This window comes from Citrobacter sp. wls619 (assembly GCF_005281345.1).
GTDB lineage: Bacteria > Pseudomonadota > Gammaproteobacteria > Enterobacterales > Enterobacteriaceae > Citrobacter.
This window is the reverse complement of sequence record NZ_SZXJ01000082.1, coordinates 16,781-35,590: the sequence shown is the minus strand read 5'-3', so window position 1 is coordinate 35,590 and position 18,810 is coordinate 16,781. Positions and strand designations below refer to the sequence as shown.

The 18,810-nt window shown below is 53.5% G+C and carries 16 protein-coding genes; 4 read left to right on the top strand and 12 right to left on the bottom strand.

All coding sequences use genetic code 11. From position 1 onward, the window contains the following. Nucleotides 1-104 precede the first annotated feature (104 nt). The 3 genes from gntT to gntX form a co-directional block, all read right to left on the bottom strand. A complete protein-coding gene (gene gntT, locus FDX19_RS16410; RefSeq protein WP_003023507.1) occupies nucleotides 105-1,421 on the bottom strand; it encodes a gluconate transporter in 1,317 nt (438 codons plus the stop codon). 388 nt (nucleotides 1,422-1,809) lie between these two features. Next, a complete protein-coding gene (gene nfuA / locus FDX19_RS16405; RefSeq protein WP_005121621.1) occupies nucleotides 1,810-2,385 on the bottom strand; it encodes a Fe-S biogenesis protein NfuA in 576 nt (191 codons plus the stop codon). A gap of 58 nt (nucleotides 2,386-2,443) precedes the next feature. Then, the gene (gene gntX / locus FDX19_RS16400) at nucleotides 2,444-3,127 is read right to left on the bottom strand and encodes a DNA utilization protein GntX (RefSeq protein WP_137383529.1); all 684 of its coding nucleotides are present in this window, start codon (nucleotides 3,125-3,127) and stop codon (nucleotides 2,444-2,446) included. 37 nt (nucleotides 3,128-3,164) lie between these two features. Between gntX and bioH the strand changes: the two genes are divergently transcribed. Next, nucleotides 3,165-3,935, top strand: coding sequence for a pimeloyl-ACP methyl ester esterase BioH (bioH, locus tag FDX19_RS16395; protein ID WP_137383528.1), 771 nt, complete (start codon nucleotides 3,165-3,167; stop codon nucleotides 3,933-3,935). Between the two features lie 44 nt (nucleotides 3,936-3,979). On the opposite strand, the gene FDX19_RS16390 is transcribed toward bioH, so the two are convergent. The 6 genes from FDX19_RS16390 to greB all read right to left on the bottom strand — a co-directional run bounded on the left by FDX19_RS16390 (nucleotide 3,980) and on the right by greB (nucleotide 11,314). After that, the gene (locus FDX19_RS16390) at nucleotides 3,980-4,930 is read right to left on the bottom strand and encodes an Rpn family recombination-promoting nuclease/putative transposase (RefSeq protein WP_137383527.1); all 951 of its coding nucleotides are present in this window, start codon (nucleotides 4,928-4,930) and stop codon (nucleotides 3,980-3,982) included. A 237-nt stretch (nucleotides 4,931-5,167) separates the two neighbouring features. Then, on the bottom strand, nucleotides 5,168-5,404 hold the full coding sequence (gene feoC / locus FDX19_RS16385; protein WP_038634895.1) for a [Fe-S]-dependent transcriptional repressor FeoC: 237 nt from the start codon (nucleotides 5,402-5,404) through the stop codon (nucleotides 5,168-5,170). Between the two features lie 11 nt (nucleotides 5,405-5,415). After that, nucleotides 5,416-7,734, bottom strand: coding sequence for a Fe(2+) transporter permease subunit FeoB (gene feoB, locus FDX19_RS16380; protein WP_137383526.1), 2,319 nt, complete (start codon nucleotides 7,732-7,734; stop codon nucleotides 5,416-5,418). Between the two features lie 18 nt (nucleotides 7,735-7,752). Further along, nucleotides 7,753-7,980: a ferrous iron transporter A gene (feoA, locus tag FDX19_RS16375; RefSeq protein ID WP_115257296.1), complete on the bottom strand. Its 228-nt coding sequence runs from the start codon at nucleotides 7,978-7,980 to the stop codon at nucleotides 7,753-7,755. 431 nt (nucleotides 7,981-8,411) lie between these two features. Continuing rightward, nucleotides 8,412-10,742: a Tex family protein gene (locus FDX19_RS16370; RefSeq protein WP_137383525.1), complete on the bottom strand. Its 2,331-nt coding sequence runs from the start codon at nucleotides 10,740-10,742 to the stop codon at nucleotides 8,412-8,414. A 98-nt stretch (nucleotides 10,743-10,840) separates the two neighbouring features. Further along, entirely contained in the window at nucleotides 10,841-11,314 is a 474-nt protein-coding gene (gene greB / locus FDX19_RS16365; RefSeq protein ID WP_137383524.1) for a transcription elongation factor GreB, read from the bottom strand. A 225-nt stretch (nucleotides 11,315-11,539) separates the two neighbouring features. On the opposite strand from greB, the gene ompR reads away from it, so the two are divergent. Together ompR and envZ are read left to right on the top strand one after the other, a co-directional pair. Further along, nucleotides 11,540-12,259: a two-component system response regulator OmpR gene (gene ompR / locus FDX19_RS16360; RefSeq protein ID WP_001157751.1), complete on the top strand. Its 720-nt coding sequence runs from the start codon at nucleotides 11,540-11,542 to the stop codon at nucleotides 12,257-12,259. Continuing rightward, complete coding sequence (gene envZ / locus FDX19_RS16355; protein ID WP_137383523.1) at nucleotides 12,256-13,608, top strand: two-component system sensor histidine kinase EnvZ; 1,353 nt, start codon at nucleotides 12,256-12,258, stop codon at nucleotides 13,606-13,608. The genes ompR and envZ overlap by 4 nt, the downstream gene beginning before the upstream one ends. A gap of 74 nt (nucleotides 13,609-13,682) precedes the next feature. On the opposite strand, the gene pckA is transcribed toward envZ, so the two are convergent. Beyond that, a complete protein-coding gene (gene pckA / locus FDX19_RS16350; protein WP_137383522.1) occupies nucleotides 13,683-15,305 on the bottom strand; it encodes a phosphoenolpyruvate carboxykinase (ATP) in 1,623 nt (540 codons plus the stop codon). Nucleotides 15,306-15,683: 378 nt separating this feature from the next. Here pckA and FDX19_RS16345 point away from each other — a divergent pair, with 378 nt between their 5' ends. Next, the gene (locus tag FDX19_RS16345; protein ID WP_137383521.1) at nucleotides 15,684-17,402 is read left to right on the top strand and encodes a DUF4153 domain-containing protein; all 1,719 of its coding nucleotides are present in this window, start codon (nucleotides 15,684-15,686) and stop codon (nucleotides 17,400-17,402) included. Nucleotides 17,403-17,495: 93 nt separating this feature from the next. Here the strand turns inward: FDX19_RS16345 and hslO are convergent, their stop codons facing one another. Together hslO and hslR are read right to left on the bottom strand one after the other, a co-directional pair. Further along, on the bottom strand, nucleotides 17,496-18,374 hold the full coding sequence (hslO, locus tag FDX19_RS16340; protein WP_137383520.1) for an Hsp33 family molecular chaperone HslO: 879 nt from the start codon (nucleotides 18,372-18,374) through the stop codon (nucleotides 17,496-17,498). 24 nt (nucleotides 18,375-18,398) lie between these two features. Next, nucleotides 18,399-18,800, bottom strand: a complete 402-nt coding sequence (gene hslR, locus FDX19_RS16335; RefSeq protein WP_137383519.1) for a ribosome-associated heat shock protein Hsp15 — start codon at nucleotides 18,798-18,800, stop codon at nucleotides 18,399-18,401. Nucleotides 18,801-18,810: the final 10 nt, after the last annotated feature.

Genomic DNA, 18,810 nt, shown 5'->3' with positions numbered 1-18,810 from the left:
TGGGTGTCCAACTTTTTGGGTGCAGTTCATTTCCCCGGCTTTTTTATGGTGAAAGCTCGTAGCCCGTAGGCCTGATAAGCGTAGCGCTATCAGGCACAGTTTTATCAGACGACCATACCCAGCAGCAGACACCCTACCAGACCGCAGACGGAGATAATGGTTTCCAGCATTGACCATGACTTGATGGTTTCACCGATGGTCAGGTTGAAGTACTCCTTGAACAACCAGAAGCCTGGATCGTTCACGTGGGAGAAAATGACGGAACCGGAACCCACTGCGATAACCATCAGCTCTGGGCTTACGCCGGTGGTCGCAATCAGCGGCGCTACAATCCCACCTGCAGTAATTGCTGCAACGGTTGCAGAACCCAGGGCGATACGCAGTACTGCAGCAATAGACCATGCCATCAGCAGCGGAGACACGTTAGAGCCGTGCATCATTGAAGCGATGTATTTGTCGACGCCGCTATCCACCAGGACCTGTTTGAAGGCACCGCCACCACCGATGATCAACAGCATCATCGCGATGATTTTGATTGAGGACACCAGCGTGTCGTTAATCTGATCCATCGAACGTCCACGGTTCAGACCAAACGTGAACATCGCAATCAGCACCGCGATAAGCGTCGCCATGACCGGGTCGCCGAGGAATTCCGCAACCGTCAGGAAAGCATGGCCTTTTGGCAGGATCATCTCTGCGACGGCACGCATGGCCATCAGAATGACCGGTACCAGAGAGGTCCAGACGCTGACGCCAAAGCCCGGCATTTCTTCTTCAGTGAAGGTTTTCGCGCTGTACAGACCTTCCGGGATCGGCTTATCGATGCCTTTCAGGAAACGTGCGTAGACCGGACCTGCGAGAATGACGGTCGGGATTGCCAGAATCGTACCAAACAGCAGGGTTTTACCCATATCGGCGTGGAAAATGGTCGCGATAGCGGTCGGACCCGGGTGCGGCGGCAGAAAGCCGTGAGTCACGGACAGCGCAGCGGCCATCGGCACACCAACGTACAGCAGCGGAATATTCGCAGCAGCAGCGATGGTGAATACCAGCGGCAGCATCAGCACGAAGCCGACTTCGTAGAACAGGGCAAAACCAACGGTGAAGCCGGTTAAGACCACCGCCCATTGAATGTGTTTTTTGCCGAATTTAGCAATCAGCGTGGTCGCAATGCGCTGCGCACCGCCGCAGTCTGCCAACATTTTGCCCAGCATGGCGCCAAACCCCATAATCAGGGCGAGGCTGCCAAGGGTTCCGCCGACACCGGCTTTAATAGAACCAATGACTTTATCCAGTGGCATCCCTTGCATCAATCCGACAGCAAGCGCCACCAGGACGAGAGCGATGAAACCGTTCATTTTGAAACGGATCATCAGGAGGAGTAACAAGATTACACCGATAGCAACGATGACTAATGGCATGATTTACCTGGCCTTTACTTTGTTATGGGTAACGTCAGTGTTTAGATGACAAATTCCGATTGTCCCGACCGGGAACAGAGTATTCACAGCACCAATGCTGATTGCCTGTAAAACTAATCAGTTTAGCTGGCTGTTATGTGCGTCTTGGGTGCTGATAAGAATGATACGGGTAACATACCGCACTTGAAAATCACCTGGGCAGGCAAAATTTAAATTATGAGAAGCGGGTCAAATTATGGAGGGTTTTATTGCAGAAATGTAACAGAGGAATGTTGGCCCGGTTAGGTCGAGGGCCGGATAACGCCTTAACGCGACTATCCGGCATCAATGCCCGATGACTACGCTGATGCGTGTTATCGGGGCTACGAATACTCTACTTGTCTGGTCGTTAGTAGTAAGAGTGCTCGCCACGCTGGTGTTCGGTTAAATCACGAACGCCTTTCAGTTCGGGGAATTCAGCCAATAGCTGTTTCTCGATACCTTCTTTCAACGTAACGTCGACCATTGAACAACCGTTACAGCCGCCGCCAAACTGCAGAATGGCGAAGCCTTCATCGGTAATTTCCATCAGGGAGACACGGCCACCGTGGCCAGCCAGCTGTGGGTTGATCTGCGATTGCAGCATGTACTCCACGCGTTCCATCAGCGGCGCATCATCGGCAACTTTGCGCATTTTTGCGTTCGGTGCTTTCAGGGTCAGCTGAGAACCTAATTGGTCAGTGACGAAATCGATTTCTGCATCTTCCAGATACGGTGCGCTCAGTTCATCAACATATGCGGTCAGCAGGTCAAATTTAATGGCGGTGTCGGTTGCTTCCACGGCGTCCGGCGGACAATAAGAAACGCCACATTCAGCGTTAGGCGTGCCGGGATTGATCACAAATACGCGGATTTGTGTCCCTTCTTCCTGATTTGCCAGCAGTTTGGCAAAGTGCGCTTGTGCAGCATCGGAAATATGGATCATAGTAATGGCCTAATAGTTGACTATTTTACTTGGTTATAATACGCCCATCATCGAGGCTCTACAAGGTTCGACACAGGCACCATACCTGGACAGTCGCCGCGCCGTTGCGTAAAAGCAGCTGCGCGATTTCCGCGACGGTACTTCCGGTAGTGACGACATCATCCACAATAACCATATGGAGTCCCTGCACCGGCAATTCAAGGCGAAAGGCGTTTTTCAGGTTACGTTTGCGTAACCGGGCGCTGAGATGGTGTTGTGTGGCGGTCGCCCGTACCCGTGTGATGGCCCGGCAGTTCCAGTCGCAGCCCAGCCAGCGCGCCAGAGGGCGGCACAATAAATCGCTCTGATTAAATCCTCTGCGCCAGTGTCGGCGTTGCCAGAGTGGGACGCTGATGAGCCTGTCTGGCAGAGGAAGACCGCTGACGCGCCGAGCCTGCAATACTTCCAGCAACAGCAGACGTGCCAGCGCAGGGGCTATTTCGCTGTGTCGTGAAAATTTAAGCTGGTGGATAAGCCCGCTCAACGGCGGAACATAGTCGCTGACTGAAACCAGGCGCTGCCACGGCGGTGGTTTTTGCAGGCAACGACCACAGGGAACCGAGGTGTGAATGGCCGGTAGCCCGCACTGCGGGCACAGGCTGTCATGCTGGCGTACTGCCTGTGTGCAGACAGAGCAAATTCCCCAATGCCCCAACCTCAGCGGCATTCGGCATAGCCAGCATAATCCTGGTACTGTTAGCATAGAGACATCCTTGTTAGCTAAAAGAGAACAGTAACTGATGAATGACATCTGGTGGCAGACCCAGGGGTCGGGAAATTGCCATCTTGTGCTGCTGCACGGATGGGGACTGAATGCAGAGGTGTGGCATTGCATAAGCGAGGAACTGAGCTCGCATTTTACGCTGCATCTTGTCGACTTACCGGGATTTGGCCGTAGTCAGGGTTTTGGCGCGATGTCGCTGGAAGAGATGACTGAACGGGTATTAAGGCAGGCTCCGGGGAAAGCCGTCTGGCTCGGCTGGAGTTTGGGCGGTCTGGTGGCGAGCCAGGTCGCATTGACCCATCCTGAGCGCGTTCAGGCGCTGGTAACCGTTGCCTCTTCTCCCTGCTTTAGCGCACGCGAAACGTGGCCGGGCATTAAACCGGAGGTACTGGCTGGCTTCCAGCAACAGCTAAGCGAAGACTTCCAGAAAACGGTAGAGCGTTTTCTGGCATTGCAGACGATGGGCACGGAAACCGCGCGTCAGGATGCTCGGGCGTTGAAAAAAACGGTACTGGCGCTCCCCATGCCGGACGTCGAGGTGCTCAATGGCGGGCTGGAGATCCTGAAAACGGTCGATCTGCGTGAACCGTTGTGTGCGTTGAACCTGCCGTTCCTGCGCTTATACGGTTATCTCGATGGCCTGGTCCCGCGCAAAGTGGTGCCAATGCTGGATGCTCTGTGGCCGCAGAGTGAGTCACTGGTGTTTGCGAAAGCCGCTCATGCGCCGTTTATCTCACATCCTGCCGAGTTCTGCTCTGCGCTGGTGACGTTAAAACAGCGGTTATAAATCCGTTGCGTTGCCCGGCACAGCCACGCTTGCCGGGCCTGAGATTAATGGCTACGCGTAGCCAGATCCTCAGCGGTCAGACCGGTAATTCTGAAGATGGTCAGCGGGTCTATACCATCAGCCTGCATGGTTGATGCAATACGTAAAGCTTCCTCTCGTTTACCTTGTTGCAGACCCGTTTGTAACCCCTCTTTTAACCCTTTTCTATGACCTTCCTGAAGACCATTAAGGTGCCCTTCCTGACGTAATCTTTCGGCGATAGTCATCAACTTTTCCTTATGTTGGGGTAAACGTTCGGCGACTTCATGAAGAAATTCGCCAAAATGTGTGGTGTTCCCGGCCTGCATTAAATAATTAAACAAGGCTTTCAACTGGATGTCATTAGCGTGTCCTTTAACAAGCAGGATGGCCAGTTTTTCTACCAGCCCCATCAAATCGCGTTTACGAATATGTTTTTGGATAAGTTCCAGCAGCGCCATCCGGCGATGCTGCATGATCTCGTCATCGGGCACGACGGTGATATCGATCAGTGGAAACGCGGTGCTATAAAGTTGTCTGGCGGATTTTGGGTCATCAAATTCGTCCAGCCAACAAAGTGAATAGGGGTATGGGCTTGCTGAGCCATGATAAAAAAGCATAGGTATCACCAGCGGGAGTTTCTTGTGGCCTGCAGCCAAATGACGATGCATTACCGCAATGGCATAACGCATTAGCCGAAACGCCATATGGGCATCGGCGGTACTCTGATGCTCAATGATGGTGTAAATATAGCCATCGCCTTCGCATGTTTTTAACGACCACAGCACATCAGAGTAGTATGCGCGCAAATCGTCCTCAATAAAGCTGCCCGATTCCAGTTGTAGCGTTTTCAGATCGCACAGTTTTTGCAAAGAGGCTGGAAGATGGAGCTGAAGAAAGTCACGTGCGGTCGCTGGGTGGTTTAAGAACGTTTTGAAAATCGCGTCATGTGGCGTAGTAGAAGTTTCAGTATTCATGGCGATCCGTCACCTGAGAAACAAGATGACGAGACTCTACTTTCCTGGTCGCCAGTAATCATCCATGAGTTGATAACGATGCGCGGCAGGCTGAAGGATAGATCTGTTTTGCTGAAACAGAGATCTCTTCATGGAATCCATTACGCAAAAAGCCGGATATCAGCGTAAACGCTTTATCCGGCCTGGACGTTTGCATCATTTGTAGGCCGGATAAGCGTCGCGCCATCCGGCATCGAACTAGCGTAAAGCCCACCACTCGCGCAGGCAGGCTTTGCCTTCCGGGCAGCTTTTGCAGCTTCCGGACAGACACCCATCGGCATCCTCCTGAATCCGCACCGCTTTGCCCATCTTTTCTAACTGATTCAGCATGGCGTCAATCATTGGCTGCGGGGTATGCAGCGTGTGGCTAATTTGCTTCGCCTCCATGCGCCCCCGCAGAGCCAGTAAATCACGAACCTGAATAAGCGATGCCATTGTCGATAACCTTAGTGGCAATCGCCAGTGGTGCTGGAACAGCAGGAACTCGCCGTCCTGTTGGTCGCCAGCAGCGCGAGGTCCACACGGCTGCGAGCGCGACGCAGCAGGCCCAGCAACACGATGTTAAACAGGATGACGGCTAATATGCACACCAGGCTGTAGGTCGGGTGTTCTTTGTAGCTGACCGTCTGATAAAACAGCGTCGACAGAGAGTAGGCGATGTTCAGGCCCCACAGAATCGAGAAGCTCATCCAGCCACGGCTGGACTCACGTGCGATAGCACCCATCACTGAAATGCACGGTACATACAGCAGCACGAAAATCAGGTAGCTGTATGCCGCAGCAGCGCTGCCGAATTTCTCGCCCATCACGCCCATCGCGCCAGTTGCCATCTCACCGTCACCTTTACTGGCTTCGATAGGGTTGGCCAGCACGCTTAGGCTGAAGGTGTCTTTCAGGCTTTGCCAGGTTTCATCCACCGCACCGAGCAGCTCGTCACCGAGGTGGAAATCTGCCGGGTTGAACTCTTCTTCCTGAATGTTTTCTGCGGTATAGAGCGTGTTCAGCGTACCGACAACCACTTCTTTCGCCATCGCGCCGGTGAACAGACCGACGGTTGCCTGCCAGTTATCTTCGTGAACGCCAATCGGCTTGAAGACTGGGGTAATGACGCGGCTGACGGAGGCCAGAGCAGAATCGTTAATGTTATCGACGATTTTTCCGCTCAGCGAGAAGCTGTTAAACGCGCTGAGGAAAATGCTGACGATGATGATGACTTTACCGGCACGCAGGACAAAGCCTTTCAGACGCTGCCAGGTCTGAATGATCAGACTCTTAATGTGCGGTACGTGGTACACCGGCAGCTCCATAACAAACGGCGTGGCTTCGCCGCGCATGATGGTGTGTTTGAGCATCAGGCCGGTCAGTATCGCCATAATGATACCCAGCACGTACAGTGAGAAGACTGCCAGCGCGCCGTTCTGACCAAAGAAAGCCGCGGCAAAGACGGCGAAAATCGCCAGGCGTGCGCCGCAGGACATAAACGGCGCCATCATAATGGTCATCAGACGCTCACGCGGGGCGTCCAGCGTACGTGCGCCCATCACCGACGGTACGTTGCAGCCGAAGCCGACAATTAGCGGGACAAACGATTTACCTGGTAATCCCAGCGCCTGCATCAAACGGTCCATCACAAACGCAGCACGCGCCATATAGCCGGAGTCTTCAAGGAAGGAGAGGAACAGGTACATCATGCCGATTTGCGGTACCAGCGGCAGCACGGTGTTAATCCCGCCGCCAAGGCCCTGGGCCAGGAAGATGGTCAGCCAGTCCGGGAAGTGCAGCGTGTAGCCAATCCACTGAATACCATGGATAAAGAGCGCCACGGAGCCGACGTCAAATAACGGTTGCAGCGCGCCACCAATGTTGATGGCGAGCAGGAACATCAGGTACATCACGAACAGGAAAATCGGCAGACCGAGGAAGCGGTTGAGGATGATTTTGTCAACCGCGGTGGTGAAGCGGCTCGGTTCTGCGGTCAGGGTGTTGCTGACGGTATCGCAGATAGCGGCAATGCACTGGTAACGGGCATCGGCAATATGCAGCGCCGGATCGTCCATCGTTTCGCTCAGACGAGCAACGGCAGCATCCAGGTTTTGCGCGGCATCACCGGCGTAAGCGCGGCTGTAAATATCGCCTTCCAGCATTTGGAGGCCCAGCCAGCGGCGCTGTTTCAGTGGCATGTCTTTGGCCATTGCCTCGGCGAGGGAATCCGCTTCTTGCAACAACGGCTGGGCATAATGGACCAGCTCGACGGTGTCGTTTTCCTTGTAGCGATCAATCGCCAGCTTCAGCGCTTCAATCCCGCGGCCACGGGTAGAAACCAGCGGTACTACCGGACAGCCCAGGCGAGCGGAAAGGGCATCGATCTCAATACGGACCTGCTGCTTCTCAGCAATATCCAGCATGTTCAGCGCGACGATGCAGGGGATGCCCAGCTCAAGCAGTTGCAACGTCAGGTAGAGGTTGCGCTCAAGGTTTGACGCATCGACCACGTTGATCAACAGATCCGCATCACCGCTTAAAATGTAGTGGCAGGCGATCTGCTCATCGAGAGAGGTTTGGGATGAGATTGTCGTCAGAGAATAGGTGCCGGGTAAATCGACCAGCGTGACCTGATGGTCTGTGGTCGCGAAATGACCTTCTTTACGCTCGACGGTCACACCAGCCCAGTTACCCACACGCTGGCGTGCACCGGTAAGCTGATTGAATAAGGTTGTCTTGCCGGAATTAGGATTACCAATTAAACCAATGGTTAGTTTTTTCATTTTTATAGACTCACTGTATTAACAGGAAACCGCTTCCACTTCTAATAACGCCAAATCCTTCTTACGCAATACCAGGCTTACGCGACGCGTTTCGATATGGATAGGATCGCCGAGCGGGGCGACGCGTACCACGTTGAACGATGAGCCTGGCAGCATGCCGAGCGACAACAGCTTCTGCCGGTACGCCGGACTGATATCACGAGAAAAACCGGTAATTTTCCACGCAGTGTCTGGAGTGAATTGCATAGGGACCTACTTATATCTCGCTAACTGGATGATTACCTCATGGGGCGAAAGGCGGCATGAGACCAGATGATTAGCCAACGAAGGAAAGAGTAAATAATCAACAAAACAATGATAATGAGAATGGTTTCTATCATCAATAGAATAAATGTGACGGGATGTTGGATTGAAGAATAATTTGAGTCAATTTTGATATGGCTCAATATTTATTCTGGTCTGACACGAATGATTCGAGGGAGAAATTATTGGATTTTCTTAATGTTTAATTAAGGTTTCAGCTGTTAATAAAGTGATAAATATATTGTAAGAAAAAGCGGGAAATAGAGTAAATATGCCGGATGGCGATGTTTAAGCGCCTTATCCGACATACACATTAATTACGACAACCTGGCCGGATAAGGTGTTTATACCGTTATCCGGCACAAGATTAAAACTTAACGTTTTTTACCCATTGCCGCCGCCAGCGCATCCATCATCGCGCTGTTGCCCGCAGGCTGCGCGTCACGTCCGCGTGGTTTTGCGGCTTTCGGGGCCGGGCGGTTGCCCTGATTGCGATCGTTGCCGCCGCCGCGACGCGCATTGGTTTCGCCCGGCTGTTCGTCCAGACGCATGGTCAGGGCGATACGCTTACGTTGCAGGTCCACTTCCAACACTTTCACCTTCACAATGTCGCCGGCTTTCACCACGGTGTGTGGATCTTCAACAAATTTGTTCGACAGAGAGGAGATATGCACCAGACCGTCCTGGTGAACGCCAATATCCACGAACGCGCCGAAGTTGGTGACGTTGGTGACCGCCCCTTCCAGAATCATTCCCGGCAGCAGGTCGTTCATGGTTTCAACGCCATCAGCAAACTGCGCGGTTTTGAATTCAGGACGTGGGTCACGACCCGGCTTTTCCAGCTCTTTGATGATGTCGGTGACGGTTGGCACCCCGAAGCGTTCGTCGGTGAAGTCGGACGCTTTGAGATGACGCAGCGCGTCGCTGTTGCCCATCAGGTCACGCAGCGATTGCTCGGTTGCTGCCAGAATGCGTTCCACTATCGGGTAGGCTTCCGGGTGAACGGTAGAGGCATCCAGCGGGTTATCGCCGTGGTTGATACGCAGGAAGCCCGCGCACTGTTCAAAGGCTTTTGGCCCCAGACGACTGACTTTTAGCAACTGCTGGCGGTTCTGGAATTGACCGTTCTCATCGCGCCAGGCGACGATGTTTTGCGCCATCATGCGCGTCAGGCCGGCAACGCGGGTCAGCAGCGGTACGGAGGCGGTGTTCAGATCGACGCCGACGGCGTTCACACAGTCTTCCACTACCGCATCCAGCTTACGCGCCAGCTGGGTCTGGCTAACGTCGTGCTGATACTGGCCCACACCGATAGATTTCGGATCGATTTTCACCAGTTCAGCCAGTGGGTCCTGCAGACGGCGAGCAATAGATACTGCGCCACGCAGCGACACATCGAGGTCCGGGAACTCCAGCGCCGCCAGTTCAGAGGCAGAGTAAACCGATGCCCCGGCTTCACTGACGATCACTTTCTGTGCGCTCACTTGCGGGAATTGCTTCTGTACGTCGAGGAAGAAACGCTCGGTTTCGCGCGACGCCGTACCGTTACCAATTGCCACCAGCTCAACGTTGTATTTCTCACATAACGCCGCAACGGCAACGGCGGCTTTGGCGGCCTGTCCGGTATGCGGATAAATGGTGTCGGTGGCGACCAGCTTGCCGGTCCCGTCAACAACCGCTACTTTTACACCGGTACGCAGGCCCGGATCGAGACCCATGGTGGCGCGCAGCCCGGCGGGCGCCGCCATCAGCAGGTCGTGCAGGTTGCGGGCAAAGACGTTGATTGCTTCATCTTCTGCGCGTTCGCGCACGGTGCCCATCAGTTCGGTTTCGAGGTGCATCAGCACCTTAATGCGCCATGTCCAGCTGACAACGCCTTTACGCCAGCTGTCTGCCGGTGCGTTGTTCAGTCGCAGGCCAAGGTGATCCTGAATGATTTGCTCGCCGTGGCTCTCTTTCGGCGGCTCATCGAATTGCGGATCGGCATTCAGGGACAGCTGTAAAATGCCTTCGTTACGGCCGCGGAACATGGCCAGCGCACGGTGAGACGGCACGGTAGAAATCGGTTCGTGGTGATCGAAGTAGTCGCGGAATTTCGCGCCTTCCTCTTCTTTACCGCTTACCACGGTGGAAACCAGATGCGCGTTCTTCCACAGGTAGTCACGCACTTTTGCCAGCAGCGCGGCATCTTCAGCGAAGCGTTCCATCAGGATGTAACGTGCACCGTCGAGGGCGGCTTTGGTATCCGCCACGCCGTTGTCGGCATTGAGATATTTAGCGGCTTCCGTTTCCGGGTGGTGAGACGGCTCGTTCCACAACAGGTCTGCCAGCGGCTCCAGTCCGGCCTCAATAGCGATCTGCCCACGGGTGCGGCGCTTAGGTTTGTACGGCAGATAGAGATCTTCGAGTTCGGTCTTACTTAATGTGCCGTTGATCGCGTTCGCCAGGTCGTCGGTCAGTTTGCCTTGCTCGCCGATAGATTTCAGGATCGCCTGACGGCGGTCTTCCAGTTCACGCAGATACCCCAGACGGGTCTCCAGATTACGCAGTTGCGTATCATCCAGACCGCCGGTGATTTCCTTACGATAACGTGCGATAAACGGCACGGTGTTCCCTTCGTCAAGCAGGCGAACGGCAGCTTCTACCTGTTCAGCACGAGCCTGAATTTCACCTGCGATAATGCGGCAGAAAGAATCATTCATCATGGATAGCTTCGTCTATAGGATAAAAAATCAGGGGATAGTTATACGGACTGACTGGCAAAAATGCCAGTCATCTACAGGGGCTTCGGATTGTTCCGGTCTCACTTCACGTATTCGATCTCATTGACGTACCAGCTGGCTTCCCCGGCAGGGGTGTTCACCACCGCGAGATCGCCGACCTCTTTTTTCAGCAGCGCACGCGCCATGGGGGAATCGATAGAGATGTAATCCTTACGGCCAAAAATTTCATCGTAGCCAACAATGCGGAATTTGCGGATATCGCCATTGTCGTTTTCAATCTCGACCCACGCGCCAAAGAAGACTTTGCCTTCCTGTTGCGGGGAGTAGTCGACGATTTTCAGATTCTCCATGCACTTGGTCAAATAACGGACGCGGCGGTCGATCTCGCGCAGGCGCTTTTTATTATACTGGTAGTCGGCATTTTCGCTGCGGTCGCCCAGACTTGCGGCCCAGGTAACCTTCTTGGTGACTTCCGGGCGCTCTTCACGCCAGAGATAATTGAGCTCTTGTTTGAGTTTTTCATACCCTTCACGGGTTATCAGGGGCGTTTTCATCTTATTGTTTTACCTTCGACTCTGTGATGATGCGCACAATTAGTATTACATGAGCATATCAACAGAATAAATAATGTATTGCGAGAAACATTGTATACTTAAGCTGCTGTTTAATATGCTTTGTAACAATTTAGCCTGGAATTCATACCAGAATTCGCTGGTGACTCACGTTAGCTTTCTTAAGAATATACACTTAATTGTTGCGAACCTTTGGGAGTAATAACAATGCAAGAGAACTATAAGATTCTGGTGGTCGATGACGACATGCGCTTGCGTGCGCTTCTGGAACGTTATCTGACCGAGCAGGGCTTCCAGGTTCGAAGCGTCGCAAACGCTGAGCAGATGGATCGTCTGCTGACCCGTGAGTCCTTCCACTTGATGGTTCTGGATTTAATGCTGCCGGGGGAAGATGGCCTGTCAATTTGCCGTCGCCTGCGCAGTCAAAGCAACCCAATGCCGATCATAATGGTGACGGCGAAGGGCGAAGAGGTTGACCGTATCGTTGGGCTGGAAATCGGTGCTGACGATTACATCCCGAAACCTTTTAACCCGCGTGAACTGCTGGCGCGTATTCGCGCGGTGTTGCGTCGTCAGGCGAACGAACTGCCGGGCGCGCCTTCTCAGGAAGAAGCGGTTATCGCTTTCGGTAAGTTTAAGCTGAACCTGGGGACGCGTGAAATGTTCCGCGAAGATGAGCCTATGCCGCTCACCAGCGGTGAATTTGCGGTGCTGAAAGCCTTGGTAAGCCACCCACGTGAACCGCTGTCCCGCGATAAACTGATGAACCTGGCGCGGGGGCGTGAGTACTCTGCGATGGAACGTTCCATCGACGTGCAGATTTCTCGTCTGCGTCGTATGGTGGAAGAAGACCCGGCTCATCCTCGTTACATTCAGACCGTATGGGGTCTGGGCTACGTTTTTGTTCCGGACGGTTCTAAAGCATGAGGCGAATGCGCTTCTCGCCACGAAGTTCGTTTGCTCGCACGTTATTGCTTATCGTCACCTTGCTGTTTGCAAGCCTGGTGACGACCTACCTTGTGGTGCTGAACTTCGCGATTCTGCCGAGCCTCCAGCAGTTTAATAAGGTCCTGGCCTACGAAGTCCGTATGCTGATGACTGATAAACTGCAACTGGAGGACGGTACGCAACTGGTAGTGCCACCTGCATTTCGTCGGGAAATTTACCGTGAGCTCGGTATTTCCCTCTATTCCAACGAAGCCGCTGAAGAAGCAGGTCTGCGTTGGGCGCAACACTATGAATTCTTAAGCCATCAGATGGCGCAGCAGCTGGGTGGCCCAACGGAAGTACGTGTTGAGGTCAACAAGAGCTCGCCTGTCGTCTGGCTGAAAACCTGGCTGTCGCCCAACATCTGGGTACGTGTGCCGCTCACTGAAATCCATCAGGGTGACTTCTCACCGCTGTTCCGCTATACGCTGGCGATCATGCTGCTGGCTATTGGTGGCGCGTGGCTATTTATCCGTATTCAGAACCGGCCGTTGGTGGATCTTGAACATGCAGCGCTGCAGGTAGGGAAAGGCATTATTCCGCCGCCGCTTCGCGAGTATGGCGCCTCTGAGGTGCGCTCTGTGACCCGAGCCTTCAACCATATGGCCGCCGGTGTAAAACAGCTGGCCGATGACCGTACGCTGTTAATGGCGGGCGTGAGCCATGATTTACGCACCCCGCTTACGCGTATCCGTCTGGCGACGGAAATGATGGGCGAAGAAGACGGATACCTTGCGGAGTCCATCAACAAGGACATCGAAGAGTGTAATGCCATTATCGAACAGTTCATCGATTATCTGCGAACGGGTCAGGAGATGCCGATGGAGATGGCCGATCTGAACTCGGTATTAGGTGAAGTGATTGCGGCAGAAAGCGGTTACGAGCGTGAAATTGATACTGCATTACTTCCTGGCGTCATTCAGGTGAAGATGCACCCACTGTCTATCAAACGCGCGGTTGCTAATATGGTGGTTAACGCTGCCCGCTACGGTAATGGCTGGATTAAGGTCAGTAGCGGTATGGAAGCGCATCGCGCCTGGTTCCAGGTCGAAGATGACGGGCCGGGTATCAAACCGGAACAGCGTCAACACCTGTTCCAGCCGTTTGTTCGCGGTGACAGCGCGCGTAGCACCAGCGGAACGGGCCTGGGGCTGGCGATTGTGCAGCGTATTATCGATAACCATAACGGTATGCTGGAAATTGGGACCAGTGAGCGGGGCGGGCTGTCGATACGCGCCTGGCTTCCGGTTCCATTCACGCGTGCGCAGGGGACAACGAAAGACGCGTAGAAAAGGGAGGCTATATGCCTCCCTTTTTGTTGCTGTAGGCCGGATAAGGCGAAGCCGCCATCCGGCACTTTTCGTTACAGCTTCGGTCCGGCGCTAACCAGCGCTTCGCCCGCAGGGGTGTCGGTGTACTTCTCGAAGTTCTCAATAAACAGTTTCGCCAGAGCATTGGCTTTTTCCTGCCACTGCTCCGGGGATGCGTAGGTATTACGCGGATCGAGAATGCGAGTATCTACACCCGGCAGTTCGGTTGGGATTGCCAGGTCAAACATCGGCAGACGGAACGTTTCCGCGTCATCCAGCGACCCGTTCAGGATGGCATCGATAATGGCACGGGTATCTTTGATTGAGATACGCTTGCCGGTGCCGTTCCAGCCGGTGTTAACCAGATAAGCCTGTGCGCCAGCCGCCTGCATGCGTTTCACCAGCACTTCTGCGTACTGCGTTGGGTGCAGTGACAGGAATGCTGCGCCGAAACAGGCAGAGAAGGTTGGCGTTGGCTCAGTTACGCCGCGCTCGGTGCCAGCCAGTTTGGCGGTAAAGCCAGACAGGAAGTGATACTGCGTTTGATCGGCCGTCAGGCGAGAAACCGGTGGCAGTACGCCAAATGCGTCGGCGGTCAGGAAGATGACTTTGGTTGCATGACCCGCTTTTGACACCGGCTTAACGATATTGTCGATGTGATAGATCGGGTAGGAAACGCGGGTGTTCTCGGTTTTGGAACCATCATCGAAATCGATGGAGCCATCTTCGCGCACGGTGACGTTTTCCAGCAGGGCATCACGGCGGATCGCGTTGTAGATTTCCGGCTCAGCATCTTTAGACAGTTTGATGGTCTTCGCGTAGCAACCGCCTTCGAAGTTAAACACGCCGTCGTCATCCCAGCCATGCTCGTCATCGCCAATCAGGCGGCGTTTCGGGTCGGTAGACAGCGTGGTTTTACCGGTACCGGATAAGCCAAAGAAGACCGCCACATCACCTTTTTCACCGACGTTTGCTGAGCAGTGCATCGATGCAATGCCTTTCAGCGGCAGCAGGTAGTTCATGACGGAGAACATACCTTTCTTCATCTCGCCGCCGTACCAGGTGCCGCCGATTAACTGAATGCGTTCAGTCAGGTTGAACGCCACGAAGTTTTCGGAGTTCAGACCCTGTTCTTTCCACTGTGGGTTAGTGCATTTAGCACCGTTCATCACGATGAAATCAGGTTTGAAATCAACCAGTTCTTCGTCGCTCGGGCGGATGAACATGTTTTTGACAAAATGTGCTTGCCAGGCGACTTCGGTAATGAAGCGCACGGAAAGGCGGGTATCCGCATTAGCACCGCAGAAAGCATCAATGATAAACAGACGTTTACCGGAGAGTTGATGGGTGACTAACCCTTTCAAATGCTCCCAGGTTTCCTGGGAAAGCGGTTTGTTGTCGTTCTTACCTTTACCTTTGTCGGACCACCAGAGCGTGTCTCGTGTGGTGTCGTCACGGACAATGTACTTATCCTTTGGCGAACGTCCGGTAAAGATACCGGTATCAACTGCAACGGCGCCCAGGTTCGTTAACACGCCACGCTCATAACCTTGCAAGGAAGGATCAAGTTCTTCCTGATAAAGCGTGTCGTAGTCTGGATTGTAAACGATATCCTGAACGTCATTGATACCATAAGCCTTGAGATCTTGCGGGGTTAAACTGTTGTTCGCACGCATTTCACTGCTCCTTAGCCAATATGTATTACCTGGAATAGTAAGGTTTTTTAGGGATTGCTAACCGCGACAAGGCTCATAGATTTACGCATCCGGTAATTCCACGAATAACCGAATACGCTGCGACTCCTGTCACAAAGAGGCGGATATTATGGCAGGAAACCCTTTTTTGTTGTGGAAAATGTTCTTAAAACGTTAATAGAGAGTGTTTTTGGCGGGAATCTTGTGAGTGTAATCGCATTCATGTAAGAAAGAAACGTAACTCAAACATAAACAATATCGATTCACCTCGCGCAGTTGGGGTCCGAAATGGACCGACAAATACTCATATTTGTGAAGTTGATGCGATAATTAGATTTTCTCTACTTTCTGGAAAACGACATGGACAGTGTTGAACTTTCACCAACGACCCGCTGGGGCATGGTCTTTATCGGACTGCTACAGGGGGGGCTGTGCTACCTGCTGATGGCGTATCTTGCCCCGCAGAACAGTGACTGGCTGTTCTACGGGATGCCTGTAACGATTGCGCTCTCCTCTGCGCTTTTGCTGACTGTCGTCTCATTTAAGCAACGTGCGCTATGGTGCTGGATGGCGCTGATCTGCGTGGTTGTGCTGGCGATGAGTGTGTGGCTGAAGTGGAGTGTGGCGGACAGTGACAGATGGCGACAGGATGACATTTTTTTTGCCTACGGCTGGCGCTTATTGTTGATGGCGATGCTGGCTTTGCCGTGGATGCAATATCAACTTCACGCACGTCGTGAACAGGCTCGCTATCCGCAGTTTTATACCTACCTGTGGCTTAATTCGCTGACGTTGCTAATCGCTGTTGTGGCTAACGGCCTGTTCTGGCTGGTGCTCCTGCTGTGGAGTGAAATGTTTCAACTGGTCGGAATCACCTTCTTCAACACGCTTTTCTTTGAGACTGACTGGTTTGTCTATCTGGCGCTTGGCCTGATCACCGCACTGGCAGTGGTGCTGGCGCGTACGCAGTCGCGCCTGGTTGCTGCGGTGCAAAAGTTGCTGACGTTCCTCGCCACAGGTTTACTCCCGCTGGTTGCACTGTTAGCGCTGATGTTTATGCTGACCCTGCCTTTCACCGGACTGGACGCTATCTCACGGCGCGTGTCAGCGGCGGGCCTGATGTCCACGTTGACGCTGATCTTCCTGTCGCTGATGGCCATTGTGCGCGAGCCGCGCAAAGAGGCGTTACCTTATCCTGGTGCATTACGTTATTTGATTAACGCTTCACTGGTTGTTGCTCCTCTCTATATGCTGATTGCCGGTTGGGCAATGTGGCTGAGAATTCATCAGTATGGCTGGACGCCTGAGCGTTTGTATGGCGCATTGGTGGTCTTTGTATTACTGGTGTGGTCCCTCGGCTATCTGGTCAGTATTTTGCGCGCGGGAGGCAACCCGCTCGATATTCAGGGAAAGGTCATTCTTGGCGTTTCGCTCCTGACATTGGGCCTGCTGATTCTGCTGACGTCGCCGGTCATTGATGTCTGGCGTATTAGCGTCAACAGCCATATGGGGCGCTACTACAGCGGGAAAATTACGGCTGACCAGGTCAGCCTGTATATGCTGGATCACAGCGGAAAACCCGGTCGCGCCGCACTGGAAGCATTACAAAAAGATGATGCGTTCAACAAAGACAGCAAACGCAGGCGTGATTTAAATGCCATCCTGCGCGGGCATCGCGATCCGGTAAATGAGCTGACGGCAACGCAGTTGGCGCCGAAGGTGATGATTGCGCCGGGAAGCCAGAAGCCCGATGACGCGTTTTGGACGTTTTTAAAGGGGCAACGCTACCGGATCGCCTCCTGTATTGAGCAGGATGCGTGTGTGTTGGTGGATCAGGATCTCAATGCGGATGGGCAGCCCGAGCACGTATTGTATGCTTTTGGTGAAGGGGAAAGTCTGGTCTTTGGCGTTAAGGAGAACAAATGGGTGTTGATTGCGACCGCCCGGCTACCCGAGGGATTCAATAAAGAGCAACTGCTGCAGGCGCTGGCGAATCATCAACTGGATTCGGCTCCCAGAGTCTGGCGGGATATCACCATTAATGGCAAACGACTGCCGATGACTTATTACAACGAGTGAATCTGTTGCCGGATGGCGGCGCGAGCGCCGTATCCGGCAGACAACAGTTTTACCGTAGGCCTTAAAGCTGCGCGCCACCGGGCAAAACGGGGATTAATGCACTTGTGGATCGGCAGGGGAGGCGTTGCTGCGGATCTCTGCAATATCCATGGCGTTAAACAGATAGTGGCTACCGCAATAATCGCAGTGCATATCGATCTCACCTTCTTCTGCCAGAATGCTGTCAACTTCTTCATCCGGCAGCGTTTTCAGAGCGCCCGCGCAGCGTTCGCGTGAACAGGTACATTTGAACTCAACATCCTGCGGATCGTAGAGGGTGACTTCTTCTTCGTGGTACAAACGCCACAGAACTTCGTTGGCTGGCAGCGTCAGCAACTCTTCGGCTTTGATGGTTTCTGTCAGTGCTGCAAGGTGATCGAAATCATCTGCCTGTGCGTTTTGCGCTGGCATGACCTGTAACAGCATACCGCCAGCAGCAGGTTTGCCGTCGACGTCGCCAGTACGGATAAACAGACGCGTCGGCAGCTGTTCTGAACGCATGAAGTAATCTTCCAGGCAGGCCGCCAGCGTGTCACCTTCCAGGCCGACCACGCCCTGATAGCGTTCGCCTTCTTCCGGTGTAATGGTGATCACCAGATAGCCGTTGCCAACCAGTGTTTTCAGATCGGCATCTTCAGGGATATCGCCCTGCATGCGGGCCACGCCGCGCATTTGCTGATTGTTGTTGCCGTTAATGACCGCCAGGTTCAGCGGACCATCACCCTGCAGTTGCACGGTGATATCACCGGCAAACTTCAGCGTCGCGGTCAGCAGACTGGTGGCAACCAGCAGCTCCGCCAGCACGGTTTTGACCGGCTGTGGGTAAGTATGATTTTCGAGGATCTGTTGCAGGGTTTGTGAAACAGTTACCAGTTCGCCGCGCACGGCAAAGTTTTCAAACAGATAACGATGTAATTGGTCATGTTGCGGCATAATCATCTCTCTTGCAGGTGACAGTCACTCGCTGTCGCCGTGTTTAAATCGTAACAGGTCGCGGCGCTCTTTTTTGTCCGGTCGCCTGTCCGGGTGCGGCATGGTTAACGCGTTAAGTTTACGCGCCAGCGCCATTTTTTCGCGTTTTTCCACGCTTTCCGCGGTTTCTTCATACAGCATAACGGCTTCAGTTGCCGGGCGACGCTGCTCGCTAATGGCTTTAATAATGACCGTTCGTTCGTCATTTCCCTGGCGCAGGGTGAGGGTGGCATTTAGCTCGACAATCTTACTCGGCTTGCTGCGCTGCCCGTTGTAATGCACCTTACCGCCTTCAACCATTTCGCGGGCGACTGCGCGCGTTTTATAAAAGCGTGCTGCCCACAGCCATTTATCCAGCCTGACTTCGACAGGGGGCTTCTTTTTCATGGCGTCTCCT